Origin of the sequence: Mesobacillus thioparans (genome assembly GCF_965138835.1) — a bacterium.
GTDB lineage: Bacteria > Bacillota > Bacilli > Bacillales > Cytobacillaceae > Mesobacillus > Mesobacillus thioparans.
This window is the reverse complement of the sequence record NZ_CBCSFH010000001.1, coordinates 208,454-232,458: the sequence shown is the minus strand read 5'-3', so window position 1 is coordinate 232,458 and position 24,005 is coordinate 208,454. Positions and strand designations below refer to the sequence as shown.

Here is a 24,005-nt window from a genome sequence, read left to right as displayed (position 1 = left end):
CCGGAGGTGCGGTGCACATGGAATTAAATCAATATCTTGAAGTGTTTATCGAAGAAAGTAAAGAACATTTACAGAGCTGTAATGAGCAACTGCTGGAGCTGGAGAAGAATCCCCAGGATCTATCGATCATTAATGAAATTTTCAGATCTGCCCATACCTTAAAAGGGATGTCTGCGACGATGGGATATGAAGATCTCGCAAGCCTGACGCATCAAATGGAAAATGTCCTGGACGCAATCCGCAATAATCGTTTGTTCACGACCCCTGAAATCCTCGATGTCATTTTTATGGCTGTTGATCATCTCGAGGAGATGGTAGAGTCGATTGCAGGCGGAGGAGATGGGAAAAAGGACGTCACCGAAACAGTTGAAAAGCTGAAGTTGATCGAAAAAGGAGAGCCTTTGTCACAGTCGGCGAATTCTGAAGTAGCGGCTGCGGCAACCATGGAAGCTACCCCAAAATCGAGCTATGATGAATTTGAAATGACAGTTTTAAAGCAGTCTAAAGAGCAGGGATTCGGTGTGTATGAAATTGAAATCGGATTGCGTGAGGATTGCCTGCTGAAAGCTGCACGGGTGTACATGGTATTTGAAGTATTAGAAAAAATCGGAGAGGTCATCAAAGCGAATCCTTCAGTTGAACAGTTAGAGGAAGAGCAATTTGATGACGAGTTTTCTGTAACGTTCATCTCCAGGGAAAATCCTGAGGATATCAAGGGCAAGATCATGAAGGTTTCTGAGGTTGTCAAAACGGATGTTAGGCCAATCGAATTCAATGAAGAAAATCCAGACGTAAATATCGTATCGCCTGAAAAAACAATCAACGCAGATACCGCAAATACGCCTGCCGCTGATCCGTCTCCAGCCAATCTCATTCAGGAAGCGTCGCCTGAAAAAGAGGCTAAGAGCAGTGTTAAACAACAGACAAGCAGCAGCAAAACAATTCGAGTAAATATCGAACGGCTCGACATCCTGATGAATCTATTCGAAGAATTAGTCATCGACCGCGGAAGATTGGAGCAAATATCCAAGGAATTGGAGAATGGTGAACTGACCGAGACGGTAGAGCGGATGTCAAGGATTTCAGGAGACTTGCAGAATATCATTCTGAATATGCGGATGGTGCAGGTGGAAACAGTATTCAATCGTTTCCCGAGAATGATCCGTCAGCTTGCGAGGGACTTGAATAAAAAAATCAACCTTGAAATCGTCGGAGCTGAGACAGAATTAGACCGTACTGTAATTGATGAAATCGGCGACCCACTTGTGCACTTACTGCGAAATTCTGTAGACCATGGCATCGAATCGCCGGAAATCCGCAGGGCCAAAGGCAAAAATGAGGAAGGAACCGTTGTGCTGCGCGCGTTCCACAGCGGAAACCACGTGTTCATTGAAATTGAAGACGATGGTGCAGGAATTAACAGGGAAAAAATATTGCAGAAGGCCATCAGCAAGGGAATCATAACGGAGCAATCCGCTGCTGGGTTTACGGATAAACAAGCCTATGAATTGATTCTTTCATCAGGTTTTTCTACAGCTGAAACCATTTCGGATATCTCAGGCCGCGGAGTAGGGCTGGATGTTGTGAAAAATACGATTGAATCACTGGGAGGTTCTATTTCGATTGATTCAAGGGAGAATCAGGGAACGATCTTCTCGATTCAGCTTCCGCTTACATTATCGATCATTTCGGTGATGTTAGTGGAAATCCAGAAGGAAAAATTCGCTATTCCGCTGTCTTCGATCATTGAGACAGCAATTATAAAGGATTCTGAAATCATGAATGCCCATAATCAAAAGGTGATCGATTTCAGAGGCAAGGTCGTGCCGCTGCTATTCCTAAAAGACATCTTCGAGGTTCCTTATGAAGGTGAGGAAGATCAATTCCACTCTGTCATAATCGTACGAAAAGGAGATAAAATGGCCGGATTGATTGTCGACTCCTTCATCGGCCAGCAGGAAGTAGTCCTTAAATCACTGGGAAATTACTTAACCAATGTATTTGCGATTTCCGGAGCAACGATTCTTGGTGATGGCCAGGTAGCATTGATTGTCGATTGCAACGCATTGATTAAATAGATTCCTTGACATGATTAAGACGATATTTTAGGAGTGATGAAGATGGCTGAAACTCTGGTTTCGGATTTGAAAGTAATCGTTTTTCAATTGAATGAAAAAGAATATGCGGTCCCTGTGAGCCAGGTGAAATCGATTGAAAAAATCATGCATATCACAAGAGTGCCTCATGCGAACCCATTCGTGAAAGGGGTTATGAACCTTAGAGGTGTGGTGACCCCGCTATTGGATCTGCGCGTAAGATTCGGCATGGAGCAACAAAATTATTCCGACAGTACCCGAGTTATCATTGTTGCGGACGATGATAAAGAAGTCGGTCTGATCGTGGATGGAGCGAACGATGTCATCGATATACCTTCAAGCATGATCGAACCTCCTCCAGAAGTGGTAGGTCTGGCTGCAGAGGGTTTCATTAAAGGGGTTGCGAACCTCGAAAGAAGATTATTGATCCTAATCGATTTGGATAAAATCCTTGAGTCCGATAAAGTAAAAGCTTTATAGGCAGGAAGGGAATCAGGCTATGACTTTTCTAAAAAATATTTCGGACATTCACCTTGATATTTTAAAAGAGGTTGGAAATATTGGGGCTGGCCATGCTGCTACAGCCTTATCGACTTTAATGAATAAAAAGATTGATATGACAGTGCCCAGTGTCAGGGTAGTGTCTTTCGACGAAGTGATGGAACTGGCAGGAGGCGCTGATAATGTCGTAGCGAGCGTTTTCCTCAGGATCGAGGGGGAGGCTCCAGGGAGTATGTTTTTTATCCTTCCGCTCCCCCAGGCAGAAAAATATATCCGCCAGCTGACAAAGAACCAGTCATTCACATTTTCCGATGTCCAGGACAATGACATTGAGCTGGCCATGTCGGCACTTCAGGAATTAGGGAATATTTTATCGGGTTCCTATCTGTCTTCTTTGTCCGATTTCACGCATTTGAGCCTGTATCCATCTGTTCCTGCCCTTAGTGTTGATATGGTGGGGGCAGTCATCACTTTCGGGCTGCTGGAATTATCGCAGGTAAGTGATTATGCGATTGTGATTGACACGGCCCTGGATGAAGAAGATGCCAAGCTGCCAGAAAGCGTGAGGGGCCATTTCTTCTTATTGCCTGACCCGGATTCATTCCATATCATTTTTTCGGCACTGGGAGTAAAGGTCGATGCATAAAACAGCAGAAATCATTAAAGTAGGCATTGCTGACATGAATATCGTGAAAGCACCTGACTTGATTCGGACCACTGGTCTGGGGTCATGTGTCGGTGTTGTGCTCTATGATCAGGCGAAAGAACTGGCAGGCATGGCTCATGTTATGCTGCCGGATTCCTCCCTGTCGCGCACAGAGCCGCTGAACAAGGCGAAATTCGCCAATACTGCGATCAAGGAATTATTCGAAATCTTGATGAAGTCAGGGGCAAGACAGGCAGTCATTAAAGCGAAGATTGCCGGCGGCGCCCAAATGTTCCAATTTTCAGGCAGCAGCGACATGATGAGAATTGGCCCCAGGAATGTAGAGGCAGTTTTACAGGAGTTGAAAGAACTCCGGATTCCGGTCATAGCCCACGATGTAGGCGGAAATAGCGGCAGGACCATTGAATTCGATCCGAAGACTGGTTTAATGCAAATCAGGACTGTGAATAAAGGGAATAGTGAGATTTGAATTGGAAAGCAGCATAGAATAATGCGTGATGCGCGTGAGGAGGATGACAATGGTACGAGGATCCACTTCGGAAGAACAGGTAACATGGGATAAATGGGTACAATCCCGTGATCCGGATGCGGGGAATTTGCTGATAAAAAAATATATGCCACTTGTTTCCTACCATGTGCAAAGAATCTCTGTAAGTCTTCCGAAAAGCGTTTCCAGGGATGATTTAAGAAGTCTGGGAATGATTGGCTTATATGATGCTCTGGAAAAATTCGATCCAAACAGGGATCTGAAGTTCGATACATATTCTTCATTTCGGATTCGCGGGGCGATTTTGGACGGATTGAGAAAGGAAGACTGGCTCCCAAGAAGTACCCGGGAAAAAGCAAAGAAAATAGATGCAGCAATTGAGAGACTCGAACAGCGATTCATGCGAAATGCGACCATCGAGGAAATCGCCAGTGAATTGAATATGGATGAAACTGAAATATATACGACAATAAATGAACATTTTTTCGCGAATGTACTCTCGATAGATGAGCATCCGAATGAAAATGATGAACGTGACAATCAGTCATTCGTGATCAAGGACGACAAGGCTGATATCCCCGAAGAAAAGCTCATTAAATCCGAGATGCTCGAAGAGGTTGCAGAAAAGATCTCGAAATTGAATGATAAAGAGCAACTAGTGCTGAGTTTATTTTACAAAGAAGAATTGACATTGACGGAAATAGGGCAAGTCATGAACTTGTCTACCTCCAGGATTTCACAGATTCATTCGAAGGCAATCTTTAAATTGAGAAAATGGCTGGAGTCAGCCTGATAGAAGGCAGGAGATGGGTGTGGCGACGGAATATATACTGAGGATATCCAATGACAGGCTTTCCGCTGAACTGGAACTCGATATCCACGACCATGAGTATTCTATATCTGTTGGAAATCTAATGAGTATCCTGGAGAAGGAGAGTATAATTTTCGGTATTAAAATGGATGTTTTGGCGCAAATTGCCGAAAGTCCTGCTTCCGTTGAATATCCCGTGATCATTGCGAATGGTATGCCGAATTTGGATGGAGAAGATTCCTATTTACGCAGTGAACTGGAACAAACCGGCTTGAATGAACAGAAAGTGTTTAATTTCCGTTCGGTCTTGCAGATCCCCTCTGTAAAAAAAAGGCAGCTACTTGCAACTGTTGTTCCACCTGTCGATGGAACACCGGGGAAGGATGTAACCGGGAGGGTTGTTCCTGCAAAGCCAGGCCGCCCGCTAAGGATCAAAGCAGGGAAAAATGTGATTTTTGAGTCAGGCCAATTCTATGCAGCCTGTGATGGACAGGTCAGTATTACCCAAAAATCGATTTCCGTCAATCCTGTTTACGAGGTCAAAGGTGACCTTGATTTGAGAACAGGGAATTTGGACTTTGTTGGCAATATCGTCATTAAAGGCAATGTTCCCAGCGGTTATGAACTGAAAGCAGGCGGTGACATCATCGTTGATGGACTTGTTGAAGCAGCCAATCTCCAGGCAGGAGGCAATATTGTCATTAAAGGCGGAGTTGCTGGAGCGCTGAAGGGGAAGGTGACCGCTGATGGGAGTGTATTCGCGAATTTCCTTAATCAGGCCAATGTAAAAGCTGGGCAGGATATCATCGTCAAGTCGTCCATACTGCACAGTAAATTGACAGCTGCCGGAAATGTGGACTGCCATACCGGAACCATCATCGGAGGAACAATTTCGGCTGCGCGGGATATTTCGGTCAAGGAATTGGGCAATGAGCTTTTTACCAAAACAGAGTTAGCTGTTGGCTGGGATCCATTGCTTGAGAAATCAGAACAGGAAACAAATGCATCGATTGAAACTGCCAAAATGAATATACGGAAACTGACAGAAATTGAACTCAAGCTTGCAGAACTTGGCAGGCGGGCAGGTACACTGACGAACGAGCAGAGGCAAATGATTGCGAAACAGCGGAATACCAGGCTGAAAGTTGAACAATCCCTGGGGGAACTGCTGGCGGATCTTGAGTTTTTGCAGCTTGAAAAACAGGATCGGCTGAATTCATGCTTATCCGTATATGATAAAGTATTCCCTAACACAAAGGTGTATTTCGGCAAATATGCATTCCTGACAAACCAGATATACAAAAAGGTGAGCTTCTATCTTGATAATAGTGAGATAATGATTCATCCTATTGCAAAAGTCGAAACTTCACAAATAAGGAAGTGACATGATGAGCCTCAAAGCAATCGAAATGCAGATTGCTCTTCCGAGGACACATGATGCCGGCAAAATACAGGAGCAACTTCAACAGCGGGGACAGCATCTTCAGGAACATGCGGCACAAAGTGTGACGAAGGAAGATGATTTAAAACGCAAGACGGTGGTTAAAAACGCCCAGAAGCAGGAAGCACGCCTGAATCAGGAGGACGGCCGCTCAGGCCGCCAACAGCAAAATGGCAGGAATGGTCAAAAGAACAAGGATGACCAAAACGTACAGCCTCACCACCCATATAAAGGGAAGGTGATTGATTACAGCGGATAGAGGGATATTATGACCACTTTTCTACTACTCTTAAGCCTCATATTGAACGCGGCAGCAATCTTCGCAATTATCCTATTATATTTACGCCAAAACCGGCTTGTGGAAGCAGAAAAAAAGCAGGGAAAAATCATCAGCGAAATGGAAGAGATCTTCTCGTCCTATCTTTTTGAATTGAAGGAAGAGAATGATAAGTTTCTTGAGTTAATGGCGAACACCAATGTACAAATACAGCAAGACGATGCAGGAAAGCCTGTTGATGAAGCAGCTGATATGGGATCATTTCAGTCCCTGGATCACACTGACGATGAAGTCCGACTGCAGCGCCCAGGCAAAGGGATATCCTATCATGCTGCAAGACAGGCATATAACAAAAACAGTGAAACAATCAACGTGCCCAATGAAGATACGGATGAGGTTGATTTCGACAGCACCGAGCCAGTGATTTCAGTTCCTGAAGCAAATGAAATGAGCTTTGTAGAAAAGGTTGCGGCCATGAGAAAGCAGGGGCTGACGATCGAAGAAATTGCCAGGGAGCTGGATAAAGGGAAAACCGAGATCGAACTTTTACTTAAATTTCGGCAAAATAAGCAAGAATAACTTGAATGTCCTTTTTATTTATGCTATATTATCTCATGGTGTTAATACACACGTTCATTGATTTGGCCAGATGGTGCTGTTACGTCAGTTCCTGGCTGAAGATGAGATGGACGGAGGAAATCAAAACCATTAGGAGGAAACACAATGTCAGTAATTTCTATGAAGCAACTGCTTGAAGCTGGTGTACACTTCGGTCACCAGACTCGCCGTTGGAACCCAAAGATGAAGAAGTATATCTTCACTGAGCGTAACGGCATCTACATCATCGACCTTCAAAAGACTGTTAAGAAGGTTGAAGAAGCTTACAATTACGTGAAGGAGCTTGCTGGAAACGGCGGTACAGTTCTTTTCGTAGGTACAAAGAAACAAGCTCAGGATTCTGTTAAAGAAGAAGCAACACGCTCTGGTATGTACTATGTGAACCAGCGCTGGTTGGGTGGAACTTTAACAAACTTCGAAACAATCCAAAAGCGTATCTCTCGTCTTAAGAACATTGAAAGAATGTCTGAAGATGGAACTTTTGAAGTACTTCCTAAAAAAGAAGTAGTTCAATTGAAGAAAGAGCAAGAGCGTTTAGAAAAGTTCTTGGGCGGAATCAAGGACATGAAGGGCCTTCCAGATGCTCTTTTCATCATTGACCCACGCAAAGAGCGCATCGCTGTTGCTGAAGCACACAAATTGAACATTCCTATCGTGGGAATTGTTGATACAAACTGTGATCCAGACGAAATCGACGTAGTTATCCCTGCGAACGATGACGCGATCCGCGCAGTTAAATTGCTTACATCTAAAATGGCTGATGCTATTATCGAAGCGAAGCAAGGCGAAGAAACTACAGAAGCTGTAGAAGCTTAATTTTAAAAAAGGTGATATAGGGAAGCACCCTTTATCACCTTTTTTTAAGACTTATATTCCGTATGGCCCCCAAGTGGGTTTATATTGGCGAAATCAAGTTAAAATAAAGTATAGTTACATATAACCGAGATTTTAGGAGGAATTTCATTATGGCAATTACTGCACAGATGGTTAAAGAATTGCGCGAAAAAACTGGCGCTGGTATGATGGATTGCAAAAAGGCACTTCAGGAAACAAACGGTGACATGGAACAAGCGATCGATTTCCTTCGTGAAAAAGGGATTGCGAAAGCTGCTAAGAAAGCAGACCGCATTGCTGCTGAAGGTACAACTTACATCCTTGTAGAAGGCAATGAAGCTGTAATCCTTGAAGTGAACTCTGAAACGGATTTCGTAGCAAAGAACGAAGGCTTCCAGGTTCTTGTTAAGGAAATCGCTGAGCACCTTCTTAAAAACAAGCCTGCATCTGTTGAAGAAGCTAACGCTCAAACAATGGAAAACGGCGAAACAGTTGAAGGCCGCATTCATTCTGCTATGGCTAAAATTGGTGAAAAGTTATCTCTTCGCCGTTTTGAAGTCAAGACTAAAACTGACAGCGATGCATTCGGTGCATACCTTCACATGGGCGGCCGCATTGGCGTATTGTCCGTTCTTGAAGGAACTACTGACGAAGCAGCTGCTAAAGACATTTCCATGCACATCGCTGCATTGAACCCTAAATATGTATCACGTGACGAAGTATCCCAAGAAGAAGTTGAGCATGAGCGTCAAATCCTTACTCAACAAGCTCTTAACGAAGGCAAGCCAGAAAATATCGTTGCTAAAATGGTTGAAGGCCGCCTAAGCAAATATTTCGAAGATGTTTGTGTTCTTGACCAGGCTTTCGTTAAGAATCCTGATCAAAAAGTACGCCAGTTTGTTGAATCAAAAGGCGGAACACTTCGTGAGTTTACTCGTTACGAAGTAGGCGAAGGCATCGAAAAGCGTGAAGATAACTTTGCTGAAGAAGTAATGAACCAAGTAAACAAGAAATAATTTTAACTAGCCTATGTAATTGCAGGGAACACTACAGTGTTCCCTGTTTTTGGACATAGCTTTAGTTAGGCTTTTTAACGTGAGCATACACTTGTATTCGTGAAGCCTAAATTTACATATGGAGGTACCCTATGACAAGCCCTAAATACAAAAGAGTTGTTTTAAAGTTAAGTGGAGAAGCATTAGCCGGAGAACAAGGATTTGGCATCAATCCGTCGGTAATCAAAAATGTTGCAGACCAGGTAAAGGAGATTGCTGAACTGGATGTGGAAGTCGCTGTAGTAGTAGGCGGAGGAAACATCTGGAGAGGCAAAATCGGTGAAGAAATGGGAATGGACAGAGCGACGGCAGACTATATGGGCATGCTTGCTACCGTCATGAATTCCCTGTCATTGCAGGACAGTCTGGAACTAGCGGGAATCGAGACGAGGGTTCAAACTTCCATCGAAATGCGACAGGTTGCAGAACCGTATATCAGAAGAAGAGCAATAAGACATCTCGAGAAGAAACGCGTAGTCATTTTTGCAGCAGGAACCGGAAATCCGTACTTCTCAACGGACACTACAGCTGCCTTGCGCGCTGCTGAGATCGAAGCGGATGTGATCCTTATGGCTAAGAATAACGTAGATGGCGTGTACTCAGCTGATCCGCGAGTTGACAAGAACGCTACTAAATATGAAGAACTTTCATACCTCGATGTGCTCAAGGAAGGTCTCGCTGTCATGGATTCAACAGCTTCATCTTTGTGTATGGATAATGATATCCCGTTGATTGTATTCTCAATCATGGAAAAAGGTAATATTAAACGAGCAGTTATGGGCGAAACAATCGGAACAACAGTGAGGGGGAAAAATTAATGCCAAAACAAGCCATTGCTAACTCAAAAGAAAGAATGTCAAAAGCGATTCAATCTTACACTCGCGAACTTGCGAGCATCCGTGCAGGGAGAGCTAGCGCATCTCTGCTAGATAGAATCCAGGTCGACTATTATGGAGCGCCGACTCCAGTCAATCAACTTGCTGGTATCTCAGTTCCTGAAGCTCGTCTTTTAGTTATCCAGCCATACGATAAGTCAATCCTTGGTGAAATCGAAAAAGCAATCCTTAAATCTGACTTGGGACTGAATCCTTCCAACGATGGATCCATTATCAGAATCGCGATCCCTCAGTTGACTGAGGAACGCCGTAAAGAACTGGCGAAGCTCGTTAAGAAGGAAGCTGAAGAGGCAAAGGTCGCTGTCAGGAACGTCCGCCGTGATGGAAACGAAGACCTGAAAAAACTCGAGAAAAACGGAGAAATCACCGAAGATGATCTTCGCGGATATTCTGATGATATTCAAAAGCTTACTGATGAACATATCGCCAAAATCGATCAGATTGCAAAAGACAAAGAAAAAGAAATCATGGAAGTTTAATTCCAGGCAGTGCACGTCATCGAAAACCCTCTGTTTTCCAGGGGGTTTTTTCTCTATACATAATAGTGGCACATCAGGTGCTGACAGATGTCTTCGCGATTGAAGATTTCAGCAATTTTCCTAATGAACAAACAAATTTTCGCAAAGTAAATGAAACGATGAGTTTACGTAAACGGCCTGAATGATAGAATATAATAATATTGGCTGTATTATTCTGTTTCAACCCTGAACAACATAGTCTGTATATAAGGCTGCTATTGATCTGGCGCAGACTGAAGGAAATAATATCACGCATAGTCCATCCGTTTATAGAGATATCTTCATTCTTTTTTGGTATGATAGTGGCATATGGAAAAGAAAGAGAGAAGACCAGGATTACTCTATGGCTTTTGGTGAGCAGTCCAGCTTCAGCACCAAACTTTTCCGGGAAGAATCAGCCAGGCTGATTGGTGCTAAAGATAATCTTTTGGGGGAGCTGTCACAATGTTAAACAAAATGAATCCGTGGAAGAAGGATCCAAGTCCTTCCGGTTTCCAAGAGCGTAAACTTCAGATAAAAGACCATCAAGTTCCGTCCCATGTGGCAATCATCATGGATGGGAACGGGCGCTGGGCCAAAAAACGAGCATTGCCCCGTGTAGCTGGCCATCATGAAGGAATGAAGGTTGTCCGCAAAATAACCAAGCTAGCCAATGAACTTGGGGTCAAGACGCTGACTGTATATGCGTTCTCTACCGAAAACTGGAAAAGGCCGAAAATGGAAGTCGATTTCCTGATGAAGCTTCCGGAAGAATTCCTGGGTACCTTTCTTCCTGAATTGATTGAAGAAAATGTCCGGGTCGATATGATCGGATATATGGATAAGCTTCCTGAGCATACGAAAAAAGCGGTCGGGAAAGCGATGGAGGATACTAAGGACAATACAGGCCTTGTGCTGAACTTTGCCCTTAATTACGGGAGCAGGGCAGAAATTTTAGATGGTGTCAAAAAAGTGATGGAAGATGTCAAAAATGGCAAGCTTTCGGAAGATGATTTAACCGAAGAAGCGTTTTCTTCCTACTTGATGACCAGGGAGTTGGGTGACCCCGATTTGCTGATCAGGACAAGTGGAGAAATCCGATTGAGCAATTTCATGCTTTGGCAGCTTGCCTATACCGAGTTCTGGTTCACGGACGTCCTTTGGCCAGACTTTAACGAAAAACATTTTATTGAAGCAGTAGAAGCATTCCAGGGCCGCCAGCGGCGTTTTGGAGGAGTATAAAAAAGGTGTGAATAAGTAAATGAAGCAAAGAATCATTACAGCAATCATAGCAGCAGCTATCTTTCTTCCAGTCGTGATTTTCGGAGGCTGGCCATTCATTGCAATGGTATATTTAATCGCTTCCGTTGCCTTATATGAAGCGCTGAAAATGAAGCAGTTGAATCTTTTCTCGGTGCCGGGGATTCTCTCCCTGATCCTATTATGGATTTTCCTGATTCCCAGTCAGTACAGCAGCTTTCTAGATGAGATAGATTATACAAAATTAGAGCTTTTCTTCCTTGGAGTACTTTTGTTTTTGACTTACACTGTCATTACAAAAAACCGCTTCACTTTTGAAGATGTAGCCTTTTCGATTATGTCGACTCTTTATGTCGGACTTGGTTTTTACTTCTTCATTGAAACCCGTGAAGCCAACCTGATCTATGTATTTTATTCTCTATTTATCATTTGGGCGACCGATTCAGGGGCATATTTTATCGGAAGGGCTATTGGCAAACGTAAGCTTTGGCCAGAAATCAGCCCAAACAAGACAACAGAGGGCTTTTTTGGCGGTATAGCATCCGCGCTGGTTGTTGCTCTGCTGTTCAGCATATTCGGTGAAATGGAAGTATCGGCGATCATCCTGTTGGCTGCGACGGCATTCTTATCAGTTTTTGGACAAATAGGGGATCTTGTCGAGTCTGCGCTCAAACGCCATTACAATGTAAAAGACTCAGGAAACATCCTTCCTGGACATGGCGGCATGCTAGACAGGTTTGACAGCCTGCTGTTTGTCTGGCCATTAATCCACTTAATCCATCTGCTGTAATTGACTTTCAGGCAGAATGAACTAAAAGCATGATCATTACGGGTGTGTACTTTACCCGTTTAAGATATTAGGAGTGAAAGAATTGTGAAGAGAATCAGCTTGTTGGGTGCGACAGGATCGATTGGAATCCAGACACTGGATGTCATCAGGGAGCATCCTGAGGAGTTCAAACTCGTTTCGATGTCTGCCGGCCGGAACATGGAGCTTTGCAGACAGATCATCAATGAATTTCAGCCGGAACTGGTTTCGGTACAAGAGAAGGATGACGCTGAACGTTTAAAGCCGGAATTCCCATCTGTAAAAATAGTATATGGCCTGGAAGGCCTTGAAGAAACCGCAGTCTTTCCTAAGGCGGATGTACTTGTCAATGCAGTGCTTGGCAGTGTAGGGCTAAAGCCGACACTCGAAGCAATCCGATCAGGCAAAACCATTGCGATTGCCAATAAGGAAACGCTTGTGACGGCAGGCCATATCGTTATGGAAGAAGCAAGACGGCATAATGTGGCCATCCTTCCGGTCGACAGTGAACACTCTGCGATCTTTCAGGCTTTACAGGGTGAAAAAGAAAAAAATATTGAACGGTTGATCCTTACAGCATCTGGTGGAAGCTTCAGGGACCGCACGAGGGAAGAACTGCATGGTGTGACAAAGTCAGATGCTCTTAACCATCCAAACTGGTCGATGGGAGCAAAAATTACGATTGATTCTGCGACAATGATGAACAAAGGGTTGGAGGTCATTGAAGCACACTGGCTATTTTCTCTTCCCTATGACGATATTTCAGTTCTGCTTCATCGTGAGAGCATCATCCATTCAATGGTTGAATTCCATGACACCAGTATCATCGCCCAGCTCGGGACACCAGATATGAAAGTGCCAATTCAGTATGCTCTTACATACCCTGACCGGCTCCCGTTTGTGTCAGGAACAAGGCTGAACCTGGCCGAAATAGGAAAGCTCCACTTCAAGGAGATGGATCTTGAGCGCTTCCGCTGCCTGAAATTCGCTTATGATGCCGGGCGGGCAGGAGGCACGATGCCGGCGGTGATGAATGCCGCAAACGAAGCAGCGGTTGCCGCCTTTTTGGAAGACAGAATCACTTTCCTGCAAATAGAAGAACTCATAGAAAGAGCAATGGAAAACCATAGCATCATCGAAACACCAGGCCTGGAAACAATTCAACAGGTTGACAGAGAGACAAGAAACTTTGTAAATTCGCTAGTATAAAGGTGAGTCTCACAAAGTGGATTCTATCCTTAAAAAAGGTGGTTAGATAATTTGAATACAGTTATTGCATTCATTGTCATTTTTGGCGCCCTTGTATTCTTCCATGAACTTGGGCATCTGATATTCGCCAAACGGGCCGGTATCCTGTGCCGTGAATTCGCGATTGGATTCGGGCCTAAAGTCTTCTCGCATAAGAAAAATGAAACGGTCTATACGATCCGTCTCCTTCCTATCGGAGGATTTGTGAGAATGGCTGGCGAAGACCCGGAAATGATAGAAATCAAGCCAGGACACAGAGTGGGTTTGCTTTTTAATAAGAGTGATGAAGTCCAAAAAATTATTCTTACGAACAAGGAAAAGTATGCTGATGCAAGAATCATCGAAGTTGAAAAAGCGGATATTGAACATGAGCTTTTTCTTAAAGGCTACGAGGAGGGAGAGGACGACAGCCTGCTGAAATCCTTTCCAGTCAGTAAAACCGCCGTACTGGTCGAAAACGGTGTAGAAACACAGATTGCTCCATTTGACAGGCAATTCGCTTCAAAGACGCTTGGTCAAAGGACGATGGCAATTTTCGCAGGACCGATGATGAATTTTATCCTGGCAATGGTCATTTTTATTATCATCGCCCTGTTTCAGGGGATACCTTCAAATGAACCGATACTTGGAAAGCTTACACCTGACGGCAGTGCCCTTAAAGCGGGGCTTCAGGAAGGTGATATTGTCAACAGCATTGAAGGGTCAGAAGTATCAAGCTGGCAGGATGTTGTCGAGATCATTCGCAAAAGCCCTGGAAATGAACTGGACTTTTCGATTATTCGCGAAGGAAAGAGTATGGAGCTGCCAGTCACACCTGAAGCAAAAGACGTAGAAGGTGAAAAAATCGGTTTGATCGGGGTTTACAGTCCTGTAGAGAAATCGCCGTTAAAATCAATCACATATGGCATCAAAGAAACATATTACTGGACAACCGAAATCTTCTCAATGCTTGGCAAACTGCTGACTGGTCAATTTTCAATAGATGCTTTGTCAGGACCGGTAGGGATTTATGTTTCCACTGATACTGTGGCCAAGTCAGGAATCTTCTATCTTATGAAATGGGCTGGGATCCTCAGCATCAACCTCGGAATTATGAACTTGCTTCCATTCCCGGCTCTGGATGGGGGCAGGCTGACCTTCTTTGCAGTCGAGGCACTTAGAGGAAAACCGATTGATAAACAAAAAGAAGGCATGGTCCACTTCATTGGATTCGCATTATTGATGCTGCTGATGCTTGTGGTCACATGGAATGATATCCAAAGGTTTTTCCTGTAAAGAACAATTTAAATCAACTTCCTGCCCGGGACCATCGGGCAGGAACATTTTTTCGAAAGATATGAAATTATCATAATGAGGTGTTATTCAATGAAGCAAAGTATGTCGCTTATCCCTACTTTAAGAGAAGTACCAGCCGACGCAGATGTTAAAAGCCATCAGCTGTTGCTAAGAGCGGGATTCATCCGTCAAAACGCTAGCGGTGTCTATACATACATGCCTTTGGGGCGAAAAGTCCTGCAAAAAGTGGAGGCAATCATCAGGGAAGAAATGAACCATGCAGGTGCAGCAGAGGTATTTATGCCTGCGCTCCAGCAAGCGGAACTATGGCAGGAATCAGGCCGCTGGTATTCATATGGCCCTGAGCTGATGAGATTAAAAGACAGGCACGATCGTGAGTTCGCCCTCGGCGCAACTCATGAGGAAGTCATCACCAGCCTTGTCCGTGATGAGGTAAAATCTTATAAGCGCCTGCCGCTGACACTTTACCAGATCCAGACGAAATTCCGCGACGAAAAGCGTCCAAGATTCGGACTCCTTCGCGGCCGCGAATTCATCATGAAGGATGCATATTCCTTCCATGCAACTCAGGAAAGTCTTGATGAGGTATATGAGCGCATCTTCCAGGCATACTCCAATGTGTTCAGCCGCTGTGGCCTGAATTTCCGTGCGGTCATTGCTGATTCAGGAGCAATGGGTGGAAAGGACACCCATGAGTTCATGGTTCTTTCAGAGATTGGTGAGGATACTATTGCCTACTCGGATACTTCCGAATATGCTGCCAATATCGAAATGACACCTGTAACGGCTGTTTATGAGAAGAGCAATGAGCCAGTTAAGGAACTTGCGAAGGTACACACTGAAAACAAGAAGACAATCGAAGAAGTGTCTTCCTTCCTTAATGTTGAAGCGAAAGATTGCATCAAGTCCTTGCTGTTCAAAGTGGATGATCGCTATGTCCTTGTTTTAGTCCGCGGCGATCATGATGTGAACGATATCAAGTTGAAAAATCACTTAGAAGCTTCAGTTGTAGAGCTTGCAGACACTGCGACAACCAAAGAGGTCCTTGGCTGCTCAGTAGGATCATTAGGACCAGTCCGAGTCGACAGCGTCGAGGTAATTGCCGACAATGCCGTACAGGCAATGGTCAATGGAGTCTGTGGAGCCAATGAAGAAGATTATCATTATACAAATGTTAATCCCGAACGCGACTTCAAGGTTGCAGCCTATACCGACCTGCGCTTCATCAAGGAAGGAGACCCTTCTCCAGATGGACAGGGAACAATCGTCTTCGCGAAGGGGATTGAAGTCGGGCATGTATTCAAGCTTGGCACGAGATATAGTGAGGCGATGAATGCTGAAATCCTTGATGAAAATGGAAGGTCAAAGCCGATGATCATGGGCTGTTATGGTATCGGGGTATCCCGTACAATGGCGGCAGTCGCGGAGCAGTTCAATGACGAAAACGGACTTGTATGGCCAACGAATATCTCTCCATTCGATGTCCATCTTATCGCTATCAACATGAAGGACAGTGCCCAGGCAGAACTGGCTGAAGAACTGTATTCCAGCCTGCAGCAAGCAGGTATGGAAATCCTGATGGATGATCGACAGGAGCGCCCAGGAGTGAAATTCGCTGATTCAGACCTGATTGGTTTGCCTGTAAGGGTTACAGTCGGCAAGAAAGCAAGCGAAGGAATCGTTGAAGTCAAAATCCGTAAAAACGGCGAAATGCAGGAAGTTCATAAAGACGACCTGGCGGAATCTTTGAAGAATATCTTAAAAGAACTATAAGCAGAAGGCGGATCCTTTTTAAAGGGTCCGCTTTTTTAAGATTCTCGATGTTAACTGGAGTGTTTTAGCAAAAATTGGAAAATGGCGCAATTTTAGTAGTTTTTTGATGTATTTTTGCTTTGCTTTGAAAGATTAATGCACATATTTAAGAAAATATTAGCTTTTCTTAAGAAATTATCACTCATGTTTAAGAAATAATTTTTCCAGTACGCGTAATCTCCTCTTGCATCCGCGTAAACCACCCATATGCAGCCTCTTCACTCCCTAAGCGCCATCTCTTCACTTCACATTGTCAAAATTCTTTACATTCTCTCAATAATTCGTAGAGTTTGTGTACAATCTGGATAAAATATATTTTTATTGATTAGGAGAAATGGAAATATCAAACACAGGTAACGGTACAAACAATTTATGTTATAATAACCTTTGCTATTAAACACGGAGATATCCAACTAGAGTTGTTTTTAAACGGGCAAATTCGCCCGATAGATAGAATTCAAGCTTTTCAGATGGGAGAGAAAATAAACATGAGTGATCTTTCGTCAGGGAAAAAAGAAAGGTTTCAGCTCCTGCTGCAGCAGCTGCAGCTTACAGAAGACGCCATTGTCAGGCAGTTTGAAAATGCTGAAATTGACCGGGTCATAATCGAAAAGCAGGCAAGGAAATGGCATTTCTTTTTCCAATTTGAAAGAATCATTCCTTGTCAGCTTTTTAGCAGCTTCGCAGAAAAACTGGAGCAGACTTTTTCACATATTGCAAAAATATCCTACTCGGTGAAAGTGCTGGAGCAGTCGATCAGCGAACAGCAAATCCTTGATTACTGGAAGGTTAGCATCAAGGAAATCGACGGAATCGCACCTCCATTGTTGAAACTCCTGAATGAACAGGTACCGAAAGTCCAGGGAACCAAAATCATTTTAACAGCCAGGAATGAAGCAGAAGGGCTGGCTGTTAAAAGGAAATATGGAGGCATTATTGCCGATATCTATCAAGGCTTCGGTTTTCCGACATTGACGGTGGATACTGTCGTCAGTGAAGAACAAACTTCAGACGAATATGAAAAATTCATGAAGGCAAAAGAGAAGGAAGACCAGGAACGCGGATTAATGGCGATGATTGAAATGCAGAAGAAGGAAGCGGAAAAAGCGCAGGGTGATGGACCAGCACAGGATGGGCCAGTAACCATCGGGCTGACAATCAAAGATGATGCTGATTTCCGCAAGCTTGAGGACATCGTCGATGAAGAGCGCCGCGTAGCCGTCGAGGGATATGTATTCTTTGCCGAGACAAAAGAGCTTCGCAGCGGCAGGACGCTACTGACTTTCAAGATTACCGATTACACCAGTTCTATCATGGTCAAAATGTTCTCTCGAGATAAGGAAGATGCTGCTATCTACCAGCGCATATCAAAAGGAATGTGGCTGAAGGTAAGGGGAAGCATCCAGAACGACACCTTTGTCCGTGATCTAGTCATGATCGGAAATGACGTGAATGAAATCAAACCTAAAGGAAGAATCGATTCTGCGCCAGAAGGGGAAAAAAGAGTCGAGCTTCACCTGCACAGTCCGATGAGCCAGATGGATGCAGTCACTCCTGTAAGCTCACTGGTCGCCCAGGCGGCTAAGTGGGGACATAAAGCCGTTGCGATCACGGACCACGCAGTCGTCCAATCATACCCGGAGGCATATGGCGCCGGAAAGAAAAATGATATCAAAATCCTTTATGGAGTCGAAATTAACCTCGTCGACGATGGGGTGCCGATTGCCTATAATGACGCACATCGATTGCTTGCTGAAGATACGTATGTCGTTTTTGACGTCGAGACTACTGGTCTCTCAGCCGTATACGATACAATCATCGAACTTGCAGCGGTCAAAATACGGGGCGGGGAAATCATTGACCGATTCGAATCCTTCGCCAATCCACATCATCGATTGTCTGCCACGACGATCAACCTGACCGGCATAACCGATGATATGGTCCGAAATGCACCGGAGGTTAGTGAAGTCCTGCAAAGATTCCATGATTGGACAGAAGATAGTGTCCTCGTTGCCCACAATGCATCATTCGATATGGGATTTCTGAATGTCGGCTATAAAAAGATCGGGATAGGAAAAGCTCCTAATCCAGTCATCGATACATTGGAGTTAGGCCGCTTCCTGTATCCTGACATGAAGAACCATAGATTGAATACCCTTGCCAAGAAATTCGATATTGAATTGACACAGCATCACCGTGCGATTTATGATGCCGAAGCAACTGGGTACCTATTATTGAAAATGCTGAAGGATGCTTCTGAAAAAGGACTGGAATACCATGACCAGCTTAATGACAATATGGGTCAGGGGAAAGCTTTCCAGAGAGCGCGTCCACATCATGCAACATTGCTCGCCCAGAATGAAGTTGGCATGAAAAATATTTTTAAATTAGTATCAATTGCACATATTGATTATTTTTACCGCGTGCCACGGATTCCGAGATCTGTTTTAAATAAACACCGAGAAGGTATCCTCATAGGATCGGGCTGCGATAAAGGTGAAGTATTCGAGGGAATGATGCAAAAAGGACCAGAAGAGGTTGAAGAGGCAGCACATTTCTATGACTATCTAGAAGTTCATCCCAAAGCTGTTTACGCCCATCTTTTAGAGTTGGAATTGGTGCGTGACCAAAAAGCGCTAGAAGATATAATTACAAATATCGTCAAGCTCGGTGAAAAGCTTGAACTGCCCGTAGTAGCTACAGGAAATGTACACTACTTGAATGAGAATGATAAAATATACCGCAAAATTCTCGTCAATTCCCAGGGTGGCGCAAATCCTCTGAACCGCCATGAGCTTCCTGACGTGCATTTCAGGACCACGAATGAAATGCTGGACGCCTTTAAGTTTTTGGGTGAGGAAAAAGCAAAAGAGATTGTCGTTGAAAATACGAACAAGATTGCAGACATGATCGATGTCATAAAACCGATCAAAGACGATCTTTACACTCCGAAAATTGAAGGCGCCGATGAAGAAATGCGCAGCATGAGTTACGGAATGGCCCGCAGCATTTATGGGGAGGACCTTCCTGAAATCGTTGAAGCTCGTCTTGAAAAAGAATTGAAGAGTATCATCGACAACGGATTTGCTGTTATCTATTTGATTTCTCATAAGCTAGTTAAAAAGTCATTGGATGATGGCTATCTAGTAGGTTCCCGTGGTTCGGTAGGTTCTTCCTTTGTTGCGACGATGACCGAAATCACAGAGGTCAATCCGCTTCCGCCGCATTATGTATGTCCTAAGTGCAAGAAGTCGGAGTTCTTCAATGATGGATCGGTCGGTTCAGGGTTCGACCTTCCTGACAAGGACTGTCCGGATTGCGGTATTAAATATAAAAAAGACGGTCACGACATTCCGTTTGAAACCTTCCTTGGCTTCAAAGGGGACAAGGTGCCCGATATCGACTTGAACTTCTCGGGTGAATACCAGCCGCGCGCCCATAACTACACGAAAGTCCTATTTGGTGAGGATTATGTTTACCGCGCAGGAACAATTGGTACAGTTGCGGATAAAACAGCATATGGTTATGTAAAAGGCTACCAGGGGGACAATAATCTCCAGCTTCGCGGGGCAGAAATAGACCGCCTTGCATCTGGATGCACAGGTGTCAAACGGACTACCGGACAGCACCCTGGCGGAATCATCGTAGTGCCGGATTACATGGATATTTTTGATTTTTCGCCGATCCAATTCCCGGCTGACAGCAGCACGTCGGAGTGGAAAACAACTCATTTCGATTTCCACTCGATACATGATAACTTGTTGAAGCTGGATATTCTCGGTCACGATGACCCGACCGTAATCAGGATGCTTCAGGATTTAAGCGGAATTGACCCTAAGACAATTCCAACTGACGACCCTGAAGTCATGAAGATATTCAGTGGTACAGAATCTATCGGTGTTACAGCGGAACAAATCATGTCGAAGACTGGATCGCTTGGGATTCCGGAGTTCGGTACACGCTTCGTGCGCCAGATGCTTGAAGATACGAAACCGACAACATTCTCGGAGCTTGTCCAGATCTCCGGGCTTTCCCACGGAACGGACGTATGGCTCGGCAATGCCCAGGAATTGATCCATAACAATATCTGTAACCTTAGCGAGGTAATCGGCTGCCGTGATGATATCATGGTTTACCTGATCTACCAGGGCCTTGAGCCGGCATTTGCCTTTAAGATCATGGAATCTGTCCGTAAAGGTAAAGGCCTGACGGACGAAATGGAAGAGGAAATGCGGAAAAACAAGGTGCCGGAATGGTATATTGATTCCTGTAAAAAGATCAAGTATATGTTCCCTAAAGCCCACGCGGCTGCTTATGTTTTGATGGCTGTACGGATTGCGTATTTCAAAGTGCACCATCCGCTCATGTATTATGCAGCATACTTCACAGTCAGGGCAGATGACTTTGATGTTGACGCAATGGTTCGCGGATCAGAGAGCATCCGGGCAGTGATCGAGGAGATCAGTGCCAAGGGACTTGAAGCATCCACAAAGGAAAAGAACCTGATGACCGTCATGGAACTGGCGCTTGAAATGTGTGAACGCGGTTTTGGGTTCGCGAAAGTGGATTTATACAAATCAAGTGCAACAGAATTCATCATTGAAGGCGATAAATTGATTCCGCCGTTCAATGCGATCCCCGGACTCGGTACAAACGCTGCAATCAACATCGTCAAGTCGCGTGAACAAGGAGAGTTCCTGTCAAAAGAAGACCTCCAGCAGCGCGGGAAGATTTCAAAGACAATCCTGGAATACCTCGACAATCATGGCTGCCTGGAAGGAATGCCCGACCAGAACCAATTGTCCTTATTCTAAAGCAGTTCCATCAGGATAATATCTCTTCGAATGAATAAAATAGACTCCGGTCACGGAGTCTATTTTTATTAGACAAAAAACCATTGGTTAACTGCATGAAATCAACGTTAAGACACCCTTTATTTGCAATAAATATCTGGTTATGTTATATTTTTATTGGAAATACTAAGGATAACTCTGGCAGATGAGAGTGGGGCAACCCGCTCTTTCTTGTTTGTTAAGCACTTTTTCGTGGGATAATAACCAAAAAAGTATGAACTCATGTTATGTCAAAGGAGGGATTTTATGAGCAAGGTTACAGAAGTAGTGGAAGAGCTAGTAACTCCCATCTTAAATGAAAATAACTTGGAATTGGTAGACATTGAATACGTCAAAGAGGGAAAGAACTGGTTCCTGCGCGTATACATTGATAAGGACAACGGAATTGATATCGAGGAATGCGGCATCGTCAGTGAGCGCCTTAGCGAGAAGCTTGATGCCATTGATCCAATCCCGCATAACTACTTTTTGGAAGTCTCCTCACCAGGTGCAGAACGGCCTTTGAAAAAGGAAAAAGATTATCAAAAAGCCATCGGCAAGAATGTTTTTATTAAGACGTATGAACCTATTGACGGGGAAAAGGCGTTCGAAGGCGTCCTGGCCGATTATAATGGTGAAACCGTAACTGTGGAAATGAAAATTAAAACCCGCAAGAAAACAGTTGAAATACCTTTTGATAAGATTGCCAGCGCAAGGCTTGCAGTCACTTTTTCATAATCTGACCAGAAAAATCTTCAGTTAAATATTTTAAAGGCCGATTTGGATCATTCAGGTTACATAGTTTCTGAAAAAAGCCTTAAAAAGATGGGTAGTTAAAAAAGGGGGATTTATATCTCATGAGCAGCGAATTGTTGGATGCTCTTACAATTCTTGAAAAAGAAAAGGGAATTTCGAGGGACGTATTAATTGATGCAATCGAAGCAGCACTTATTTCTGCGTATCGCCGCAACTTCAACCAGGCCCAGAACGTTCGTATCGATTTGAATTTGGGTAATGGTTCAATGCGTGTTTTTGCCAGAAAGGAAGTTGTTGACGAAGTCTTCGATCCACGCCTGGAGATTTCCATTGAAGAAGCACAGAAAATCAATCCTAACTATGTGGTAGAAGATGTTGTTGAACTGGAAGTCACGCCAAAGGACTTTGGCCGAATTGCTGCCCAGACTGCCAAACAAGTGGTCACCCAGCGTGTCCGTGAAGCTGAAAGAGGCATCATCTATTCTGAATTCATCGATCGTGAAGAAGATATCATGACAGGCATCGTACAGCGTCAGGATCCAAAGTTCATCTATGTGAGCCTTGGTAAAATCGAAGCGATCCTGCCAGCGAATGAGCAAATGCCTAACGAACATTACAAGCCTCATGACCGCATCAAAGTTTTCATCACCAAGGTTGAAAAAACCACTAAAGGTCCACAAATTTTCGTTTCCAGAACCCACCCGGGACTGTTGAAGAGGCTTTTCGAAATTGAAGTACCTGAAATTTATGACGGCACTGTTGAAATAAAGTCAGTTGCACGTGAAGCAGGAGACCGTTCAAAGATCTCTGTCCATTCTGATAACACAGAAGTGGACCCAGTTGGTTCATGTGTCGGTCCTCGCGGAAATCGTGTTCAGGCTGTCGTCAATGAACTTAAAGGCGAAAAGATAGACATCGTAAAGTGGTCTGAGGATCCAGTAGTATTTGTTGCAAATGCATTGAGCCCTTCAAAGGTACTCGATGTCATTGTCAATGAAGAAGAAAAAGCGACAACGGTCATTGTTCCTGACTATCAACTGTCACTGGCGATCGGAAAGCGCGGACAAAACGCACGTCTTGCCGCCAAGCTGACTGGATGGAAAATTGACATCAAGGCAGAAACTGACGCAAGGGAGTCCGGGATTTATCCGCGCGACAATGAGCCGCTTTTGACTGCTGATGATGATTATGAAGATGAAGACATCGATTAATGTGAGGTGAATGATCGTGAACAGACAGAAGAAGGTTCCTATGCGAAAATGTGTCGCTACCGGTGAAATGAGACCGAAAAAAGAACTAGTTCGCATCGTTCGCTCCAAAGAAGGAGAAGTCTCCGTCGATCTGACAGGCAAGAAATCGGGCCGCGGAGCTTACCTTTCAAAAGATAAAGAAGCAGTGGAATTAGCAAGGAAACGAAATATATTGTCCAAGCAGCTTGAAACCCAAGTGGACGATGCAATATATGATGAGCTGAATGACCTCATCGAAAAGGAGAGCAGACGATCCTGATGAATTCTAATCAATGGATGTCACTGCTTGGTTTAGCCAATCGAGCGCGGAAAATTATTTCAGGGGAAGAGCTTTCCGTCAAAGAAATCAGAAGCGGAAAAGCGAAACTCATTTTGCTTTCAGCGGATGCATCCGCAAATACTACAAAGAAGATTACCGACAAGTGCAATTCCTATAACGTTCCCTGCAAGGTGGTTCAGGACAGGTACCAGCTTGGCCAGGCGATTGGGAAGGATGCCCGTGTTGTAGTAGCCCTGTTGGACGAGGGTTTTGCAAAAAAACTGTTGACGTTGCTCGATTAATT

At 44.2% G+C, this 24,005-nt stretch carries 22 protein-coding genes; all 22 read left to right on the top strand.

Annotated elements, in window-relative coordinates:
* Positions 1–17 precede the first annotated feature (17 nt).
* The 22 genes from ACNAZ4_RS01250 (at position 18) to ACNAZ4_RS01145 (ending at position 24,003) form a co-directional block, all read left to right on the top strand.
* A complete protein-coding gene (locus tag ACNAZ4_RS01250) occupies positions 18–2,078 on the top strand; it encodes a chemotaxis protein CheW (protein WP_415812382.1) in 2,061 nt (686 codons plus the stop codon).
* A 42-nt stretch (positions 2,079–2,120) separates the two neighbouring features.
* Positions 2,121–2,576, top strand: coding sequence for a chemotaxis protein CheW (locus ACNAZ4_RS01245; RefSeq protein ID WP_415812381.1), 456 nt, complete (start codon positions 2,121–2,123; stop codon positions 2,574–2,576).
* A 19-nt stretch (positions 2,577–2,595) separates the two neighbouring features.
* Positions 2,596–3,243, top strand: a complete 648-nt coding sequence (locus ACNAZ4_RS01240; RefSeq protein WP_415812380.1) for a chemotaxis protein CheC — start codon at positions 2,596–2,598, stop codon at positions 3,241–3,243.
* On the top strand, positions 3,236–3,733 hold the full coding sequence (locus ACNAZ4_RS01235; RefSeq protein ID WP_415812379.1) for a chemotaxis protein CheD: 498 nt from the start codon (positions 3,236–3,238) through the stop codon (positions 3,731–3,733). Before ACNAZ4_RS01240 ends, ACNAZ4_RS01235 begins: the two co-directional genes overlap by 8 nt.
* 49 nt (positions 3,734–3,782) lie before the next feature.
* Positions 3,783–4,544, top strand: a complete 762-nt coding sequence (locus ACNAZ4_RS01230) for a FliA/WhiG family RNA polymerase sigma factor (protein WP_415812378.1) — start codon at positions 3,783–3,785, stop codon at positions 4,542–4,544.
* 13 nt (positions 4,545–4,557) lie between these two features.
* A complete protein-coding gene (locus ACNAZ4_RS01225) occupies positions 4,558–5,946 on the top strand; it encodes a DUF342 domain-containing protein (protein ID WP_415812377.1) in 1,389 nt (462 codons plus the stop codon).
* A 1-nt stretch (position 5,947) separates the two neighbouring features.
* Complete coding sequence (locus ACNAZ4_RS01220) at positions 5,948–6,262, top strand: hypothetical protein (protein ID WP_415812376.1); 315 nt, start codon at positions 5,948–5,950, stop codon at positions 6,260–6,262.
* A gap of 9 nt (positions 6,263–6,271) precedes the next feature.
* Positions 6,272–6,859, top strand: coding sequence for a hypothetical protein (locus ACNAZ4_RS01215; RefSeq protein WP_415812375.1), 588 nt, complete (start codon positions 6,272–6,274; stop codon positions 6,857–6,859).
* Positions 6,860–7,003: 144 nt separating this feature from the next.
* Positions 7,004–7,714 (top strand): 30S ribosomal protein S2, encoded by a 711-nt coding sequence (rpsB, locus tag ACNAZ4_RS01210; RefSeq protein ID WP_415812374.1) that lies wholly within the window; start codon positions 7,004–7,006, stop codon positions 7,712–7,714.
* 149 nt (positions 7,715–7,863) lie between these two features.
* The gene (tsf, locus tag ACNAZ4_RS01205; protein ID WP_415812373.1) at positions 7,864–8,748 is read left to right on the top strand and encodes a translation elongation factor Ts; all 885 of its coding nucleotides are present in this window, start codon (positions 7,864–7,866) and stop codon (positions 8,746–8,748) included.
* A 131-nt stretch (positions 8,749–8,879) separates the two neighbouring features.
* Entirely contained in the window at positions 8,880–9,605 is a 726-nt protein-coding gene (pyrH, locus tag ACNAZ4_RS01200) for a UMP kinase (protein ID WP_415812372.1), read from the top strand.
* Positions 9,605–10,162, top strand: a complete 558-nt coding sequence (gene frr, locus ACNAZ4_RS01195; RefSeq protein WP_415812371.1) for a ribosome recycling factor — start codon at positions 9,605–9,607, stop codon at positions 10,160–10,162. Before pyrH ends, frr begins: the two co-directional genes overlap by 1 nt.
* Positions 10,163–10,645: 483 nt before the next feature.
* Positions 10,646–11,422, top strand: a complete 777-nt coding sequence (locus ACNAZ4_RS01190) for an isoprenyl transferase (protein ID WP_415812370.1) — start codon at positions 10,646–10,648, stop codon at positions 11,420–11,422.
* Positions 11,423–11,441: 19 nt separating this feature from the next.
* Positions 11,442–12,230 carry a phosphatidate cytidylyltransferase gene (locus ACNAZ4_RS01185; protein ID WP_415812369.1) on the top strand — a complete coding sequence of 263 codons (789 nt, stop codon included), beginning with the start codon at positions 11,442–11,444 and terminating at the stop codon, positions 12,228–12,230.
* A gap of 84 nt (positions 12,231–12,314) precedes the next feature.
* Positions 12,315–13,457, top strand: a complete 1,143-nt coding sequence (locus ACNAZ4_RS01180) for a 1-deoxy-D-xylulose-5-phosphate reductoisomerase (RefSeq protein WP_415812368.1) — start codon at positions 12,315–12,317, stop codon at positions 13,455–13,457.
* A gap of 51 nt (positions 13,458–13,508) precedes the next feature.
* Entirely contained in the window at positions 13,509–14,771 is a 1,263-nt protein-coding gene (gene rseP, locus ACNAZ4_RS01175) for an RIP metalloprotease RseP (protein WP_415812367.1), read from the top strand.
* 90 nt (positions 14,772–14,861) lie between these two features.
* Positions 14,862–16,565 (top strand): proline--tRNA ligase, encoded by a 1,704-nt coding sequence (locus tag ACNAZ4_RS01170; protein WP_415812366.1) that lies wholly within the window; start codon positions 14,862–14,864, stop codon positions 16,563–16,565.
* A gap of 527 nt (positions 16,566–17,092) precedes the next feature.
* Positions 17,093–21,418, top strand: a complete 4,326-nt coding sequence (locus ACNAZ4_RS01165) for a PolC-type DNA polymerase III (protein ID WP_415812365.1) — start codon at positions 17,093–17,095, stop codon at positions 21,416–21,418.
* A gap of 285 nt (positions 21,419–21,703) precedes the next feature.
* Positions 21,704–22,174 carry a ribosome maturation factor RimP gene (gene rimP, locus ACNAZ4_RS01160; protein WP_415812364.1) on the top strand — a complete coding sequence of 157 codons (471 nt, stop codon included), beginning with the start codon at positions 21,704–21,706 and terminating at the stop codon, positions 22,172–22,174.
* A gap of 119 nt (positions 22,175–22,293) precedes the next feature.
* Complete coding sequence (gene nusA / locus ACNAZ4_RS01155; RefSeq protein ID WP_415812363.1) at positions 22,294–23,403, top strand: transcription termination factor NusA; 1,110 nt, start codon at positions 22,294–22,296, stop codon at positions 23,401–23,403.
* 16 nt (positions 23,404–23,419) lie between these two features.
* Positions 23,420–23,701, top strand: a complete 282-nt coding sequence (rnpM, locus tag ACNAZ4_RS01150) for an RNase P modulator RnpM (protein ID WP_415812362.1) — start codon at positions 23,420–23,422, stop codon at positions 23,699–23,701.
* The gene (locus tag ACNAZ4_RS01145) at positions 23,701–24,003 is read left to right on the top strand and encodes a YlxQ family RNA-binding protein (protein WP_415812361.1); all 303 of its coding nucleotides are present in this window, start codon (positions 23,701–23,703) and stop codon (positions 24,001–24,003) included. Before rnpM ends, ACNAZ4_RS01145 begins: the two co-directional genes overlap by 1 nt.
* Positions 24,004–24,005 lie beyond the last annotated feature (2 nt).

Bases quoted from the DNA above. Each gene is read 5' to 3' on its own strand.
- ACNAZ4_RS01250 (WP_415812382.1), top strand. From the start codon at position 18: ATGGAATTAAATCAATATCTTGAAGTGTTTATCGAAGAAAGTAAAGAA.
- ACNAZ4_RS01245 (WP_415812381.1), top strand. From the start codon at position 2,121: ATGGCTGAAACTCTGGTTTCGGATTTGAAAGTAATCGTTTTTCAATTG.
- ACNAZ4_RS01240 (WP_415812380.1), top strand. From the start codon at position 2,596: ATGACTTTTCTAAAAAATATTTCGGACATTCACCTTGATATTTTAAAA.
- ACNAZ4_RS01235 (WP_415812379.1), top strand. From the start codon at position 3,236: ATGCATAAAACAGCAGAAATCATTAAAGTAGGCATTGCTGACATGAAT.
- ACNAZ4_RS01230 (WP_415812378.1), top strand. From the start codon at position 3,783: ATGGTACGAGGATCCACTTCGGAAGAACAGGTAACATGGGATAAATGG.
- ACNAZ4_RS01225 (WP_415812377.1), top strand. From the start codon at position 4,558: ATGGGTGTGGCGACGGAATATATACTGAGGATATCCAATGACAGGCTT.
- ACNAZ4_RS01220 (WP_415812376.1), top strand. From the start codon at position 5,948: ATGATGAGCCTCAAAGCAATCGAAATGCAGATTGCTCTTCCGAGGACA.
- ACNAZ4_RS01215 (WP_415812375.1), top strand. From the start codon at position 6,272: ATGACCACTTTTCTACTACTCTTAAGCCTCATATTGAACGCGGCAGCA.
- rpsB (WP_415812374.1), top strand. From the start codon at position 7,004: ATGTCAGTAATTTCTATGAAGCAACTGCTTGAAGCTGGTGTACACTTC.
- tsf (WP_415812373.1), top strand. From the start codon at position 7,864: ATGGCAATTACTGCACAGATGGTTAAAGAATTGCGCGAAAAAACTGGC.
- pyrH (WP_415812372.1), top strand. From the start codon at position 8,880: ATGACAAGCCCTAAATACAAAAGAGTTGTTTTAAAGTTAAGTGGAGAA.
- frr (WP_415812371.1), top strand. From the start codon at position 9,605: ATGCCAAAACAAGCCATTGCTAACTCAAAAGAAAGAATGTCAAAAGCG.
- ACNAZ4_RS01190 (WP_415812370.1), top strand. From the start codon at position 10,646: ATGTTAAACAAAATGAATCCGTGGAAGAAGGATCCAAGTCCTTCCGGT.
- ACNAZ4_RS01185 (WP_415812369.1), top strand. From the start codon at position 11,442: ATGAAGCAAAGAATCATTACAGCAATCATAGCAGCAGCTATCTTTCTT.
- ACNAZ4_RS01170 (WP_415812366.1), top strand. From the start codon at position 14,862: ATGAAGCAAAGTATGTCGCTTATCCCTACTTTAAGAGAAGTACCAGCC.
- ACNAZ4_RS01165 (WP_415812365.1), top strand. From the start codon at position 17,093: ATGAGTGATCTTTCGTCAGGGAAAAAAGAAAGGTTTCAGCTCCTGCTG.
- rimP (WP_415812364.1), top strand. From the start codon at position 21,704: ATGAGCAAGGTTACAGAAGTAGTGGAAGAGCTAGTAACTCCCATCTTA.
- nusA (WP_415812363.1), top strand. From the start codon at position 22,294: ATGAGCAGCGAATTGTTGGATGCTCTTACAATTCTTGAAAAAGAAAAG.
- ACNAZ4_RS01145 (WP_415812361.1), top strand. From the start codon at position 23,701: ATGAATTCTAATCAATGGATGTCACTGCTTGGTTTAGCCAATCGAGCG.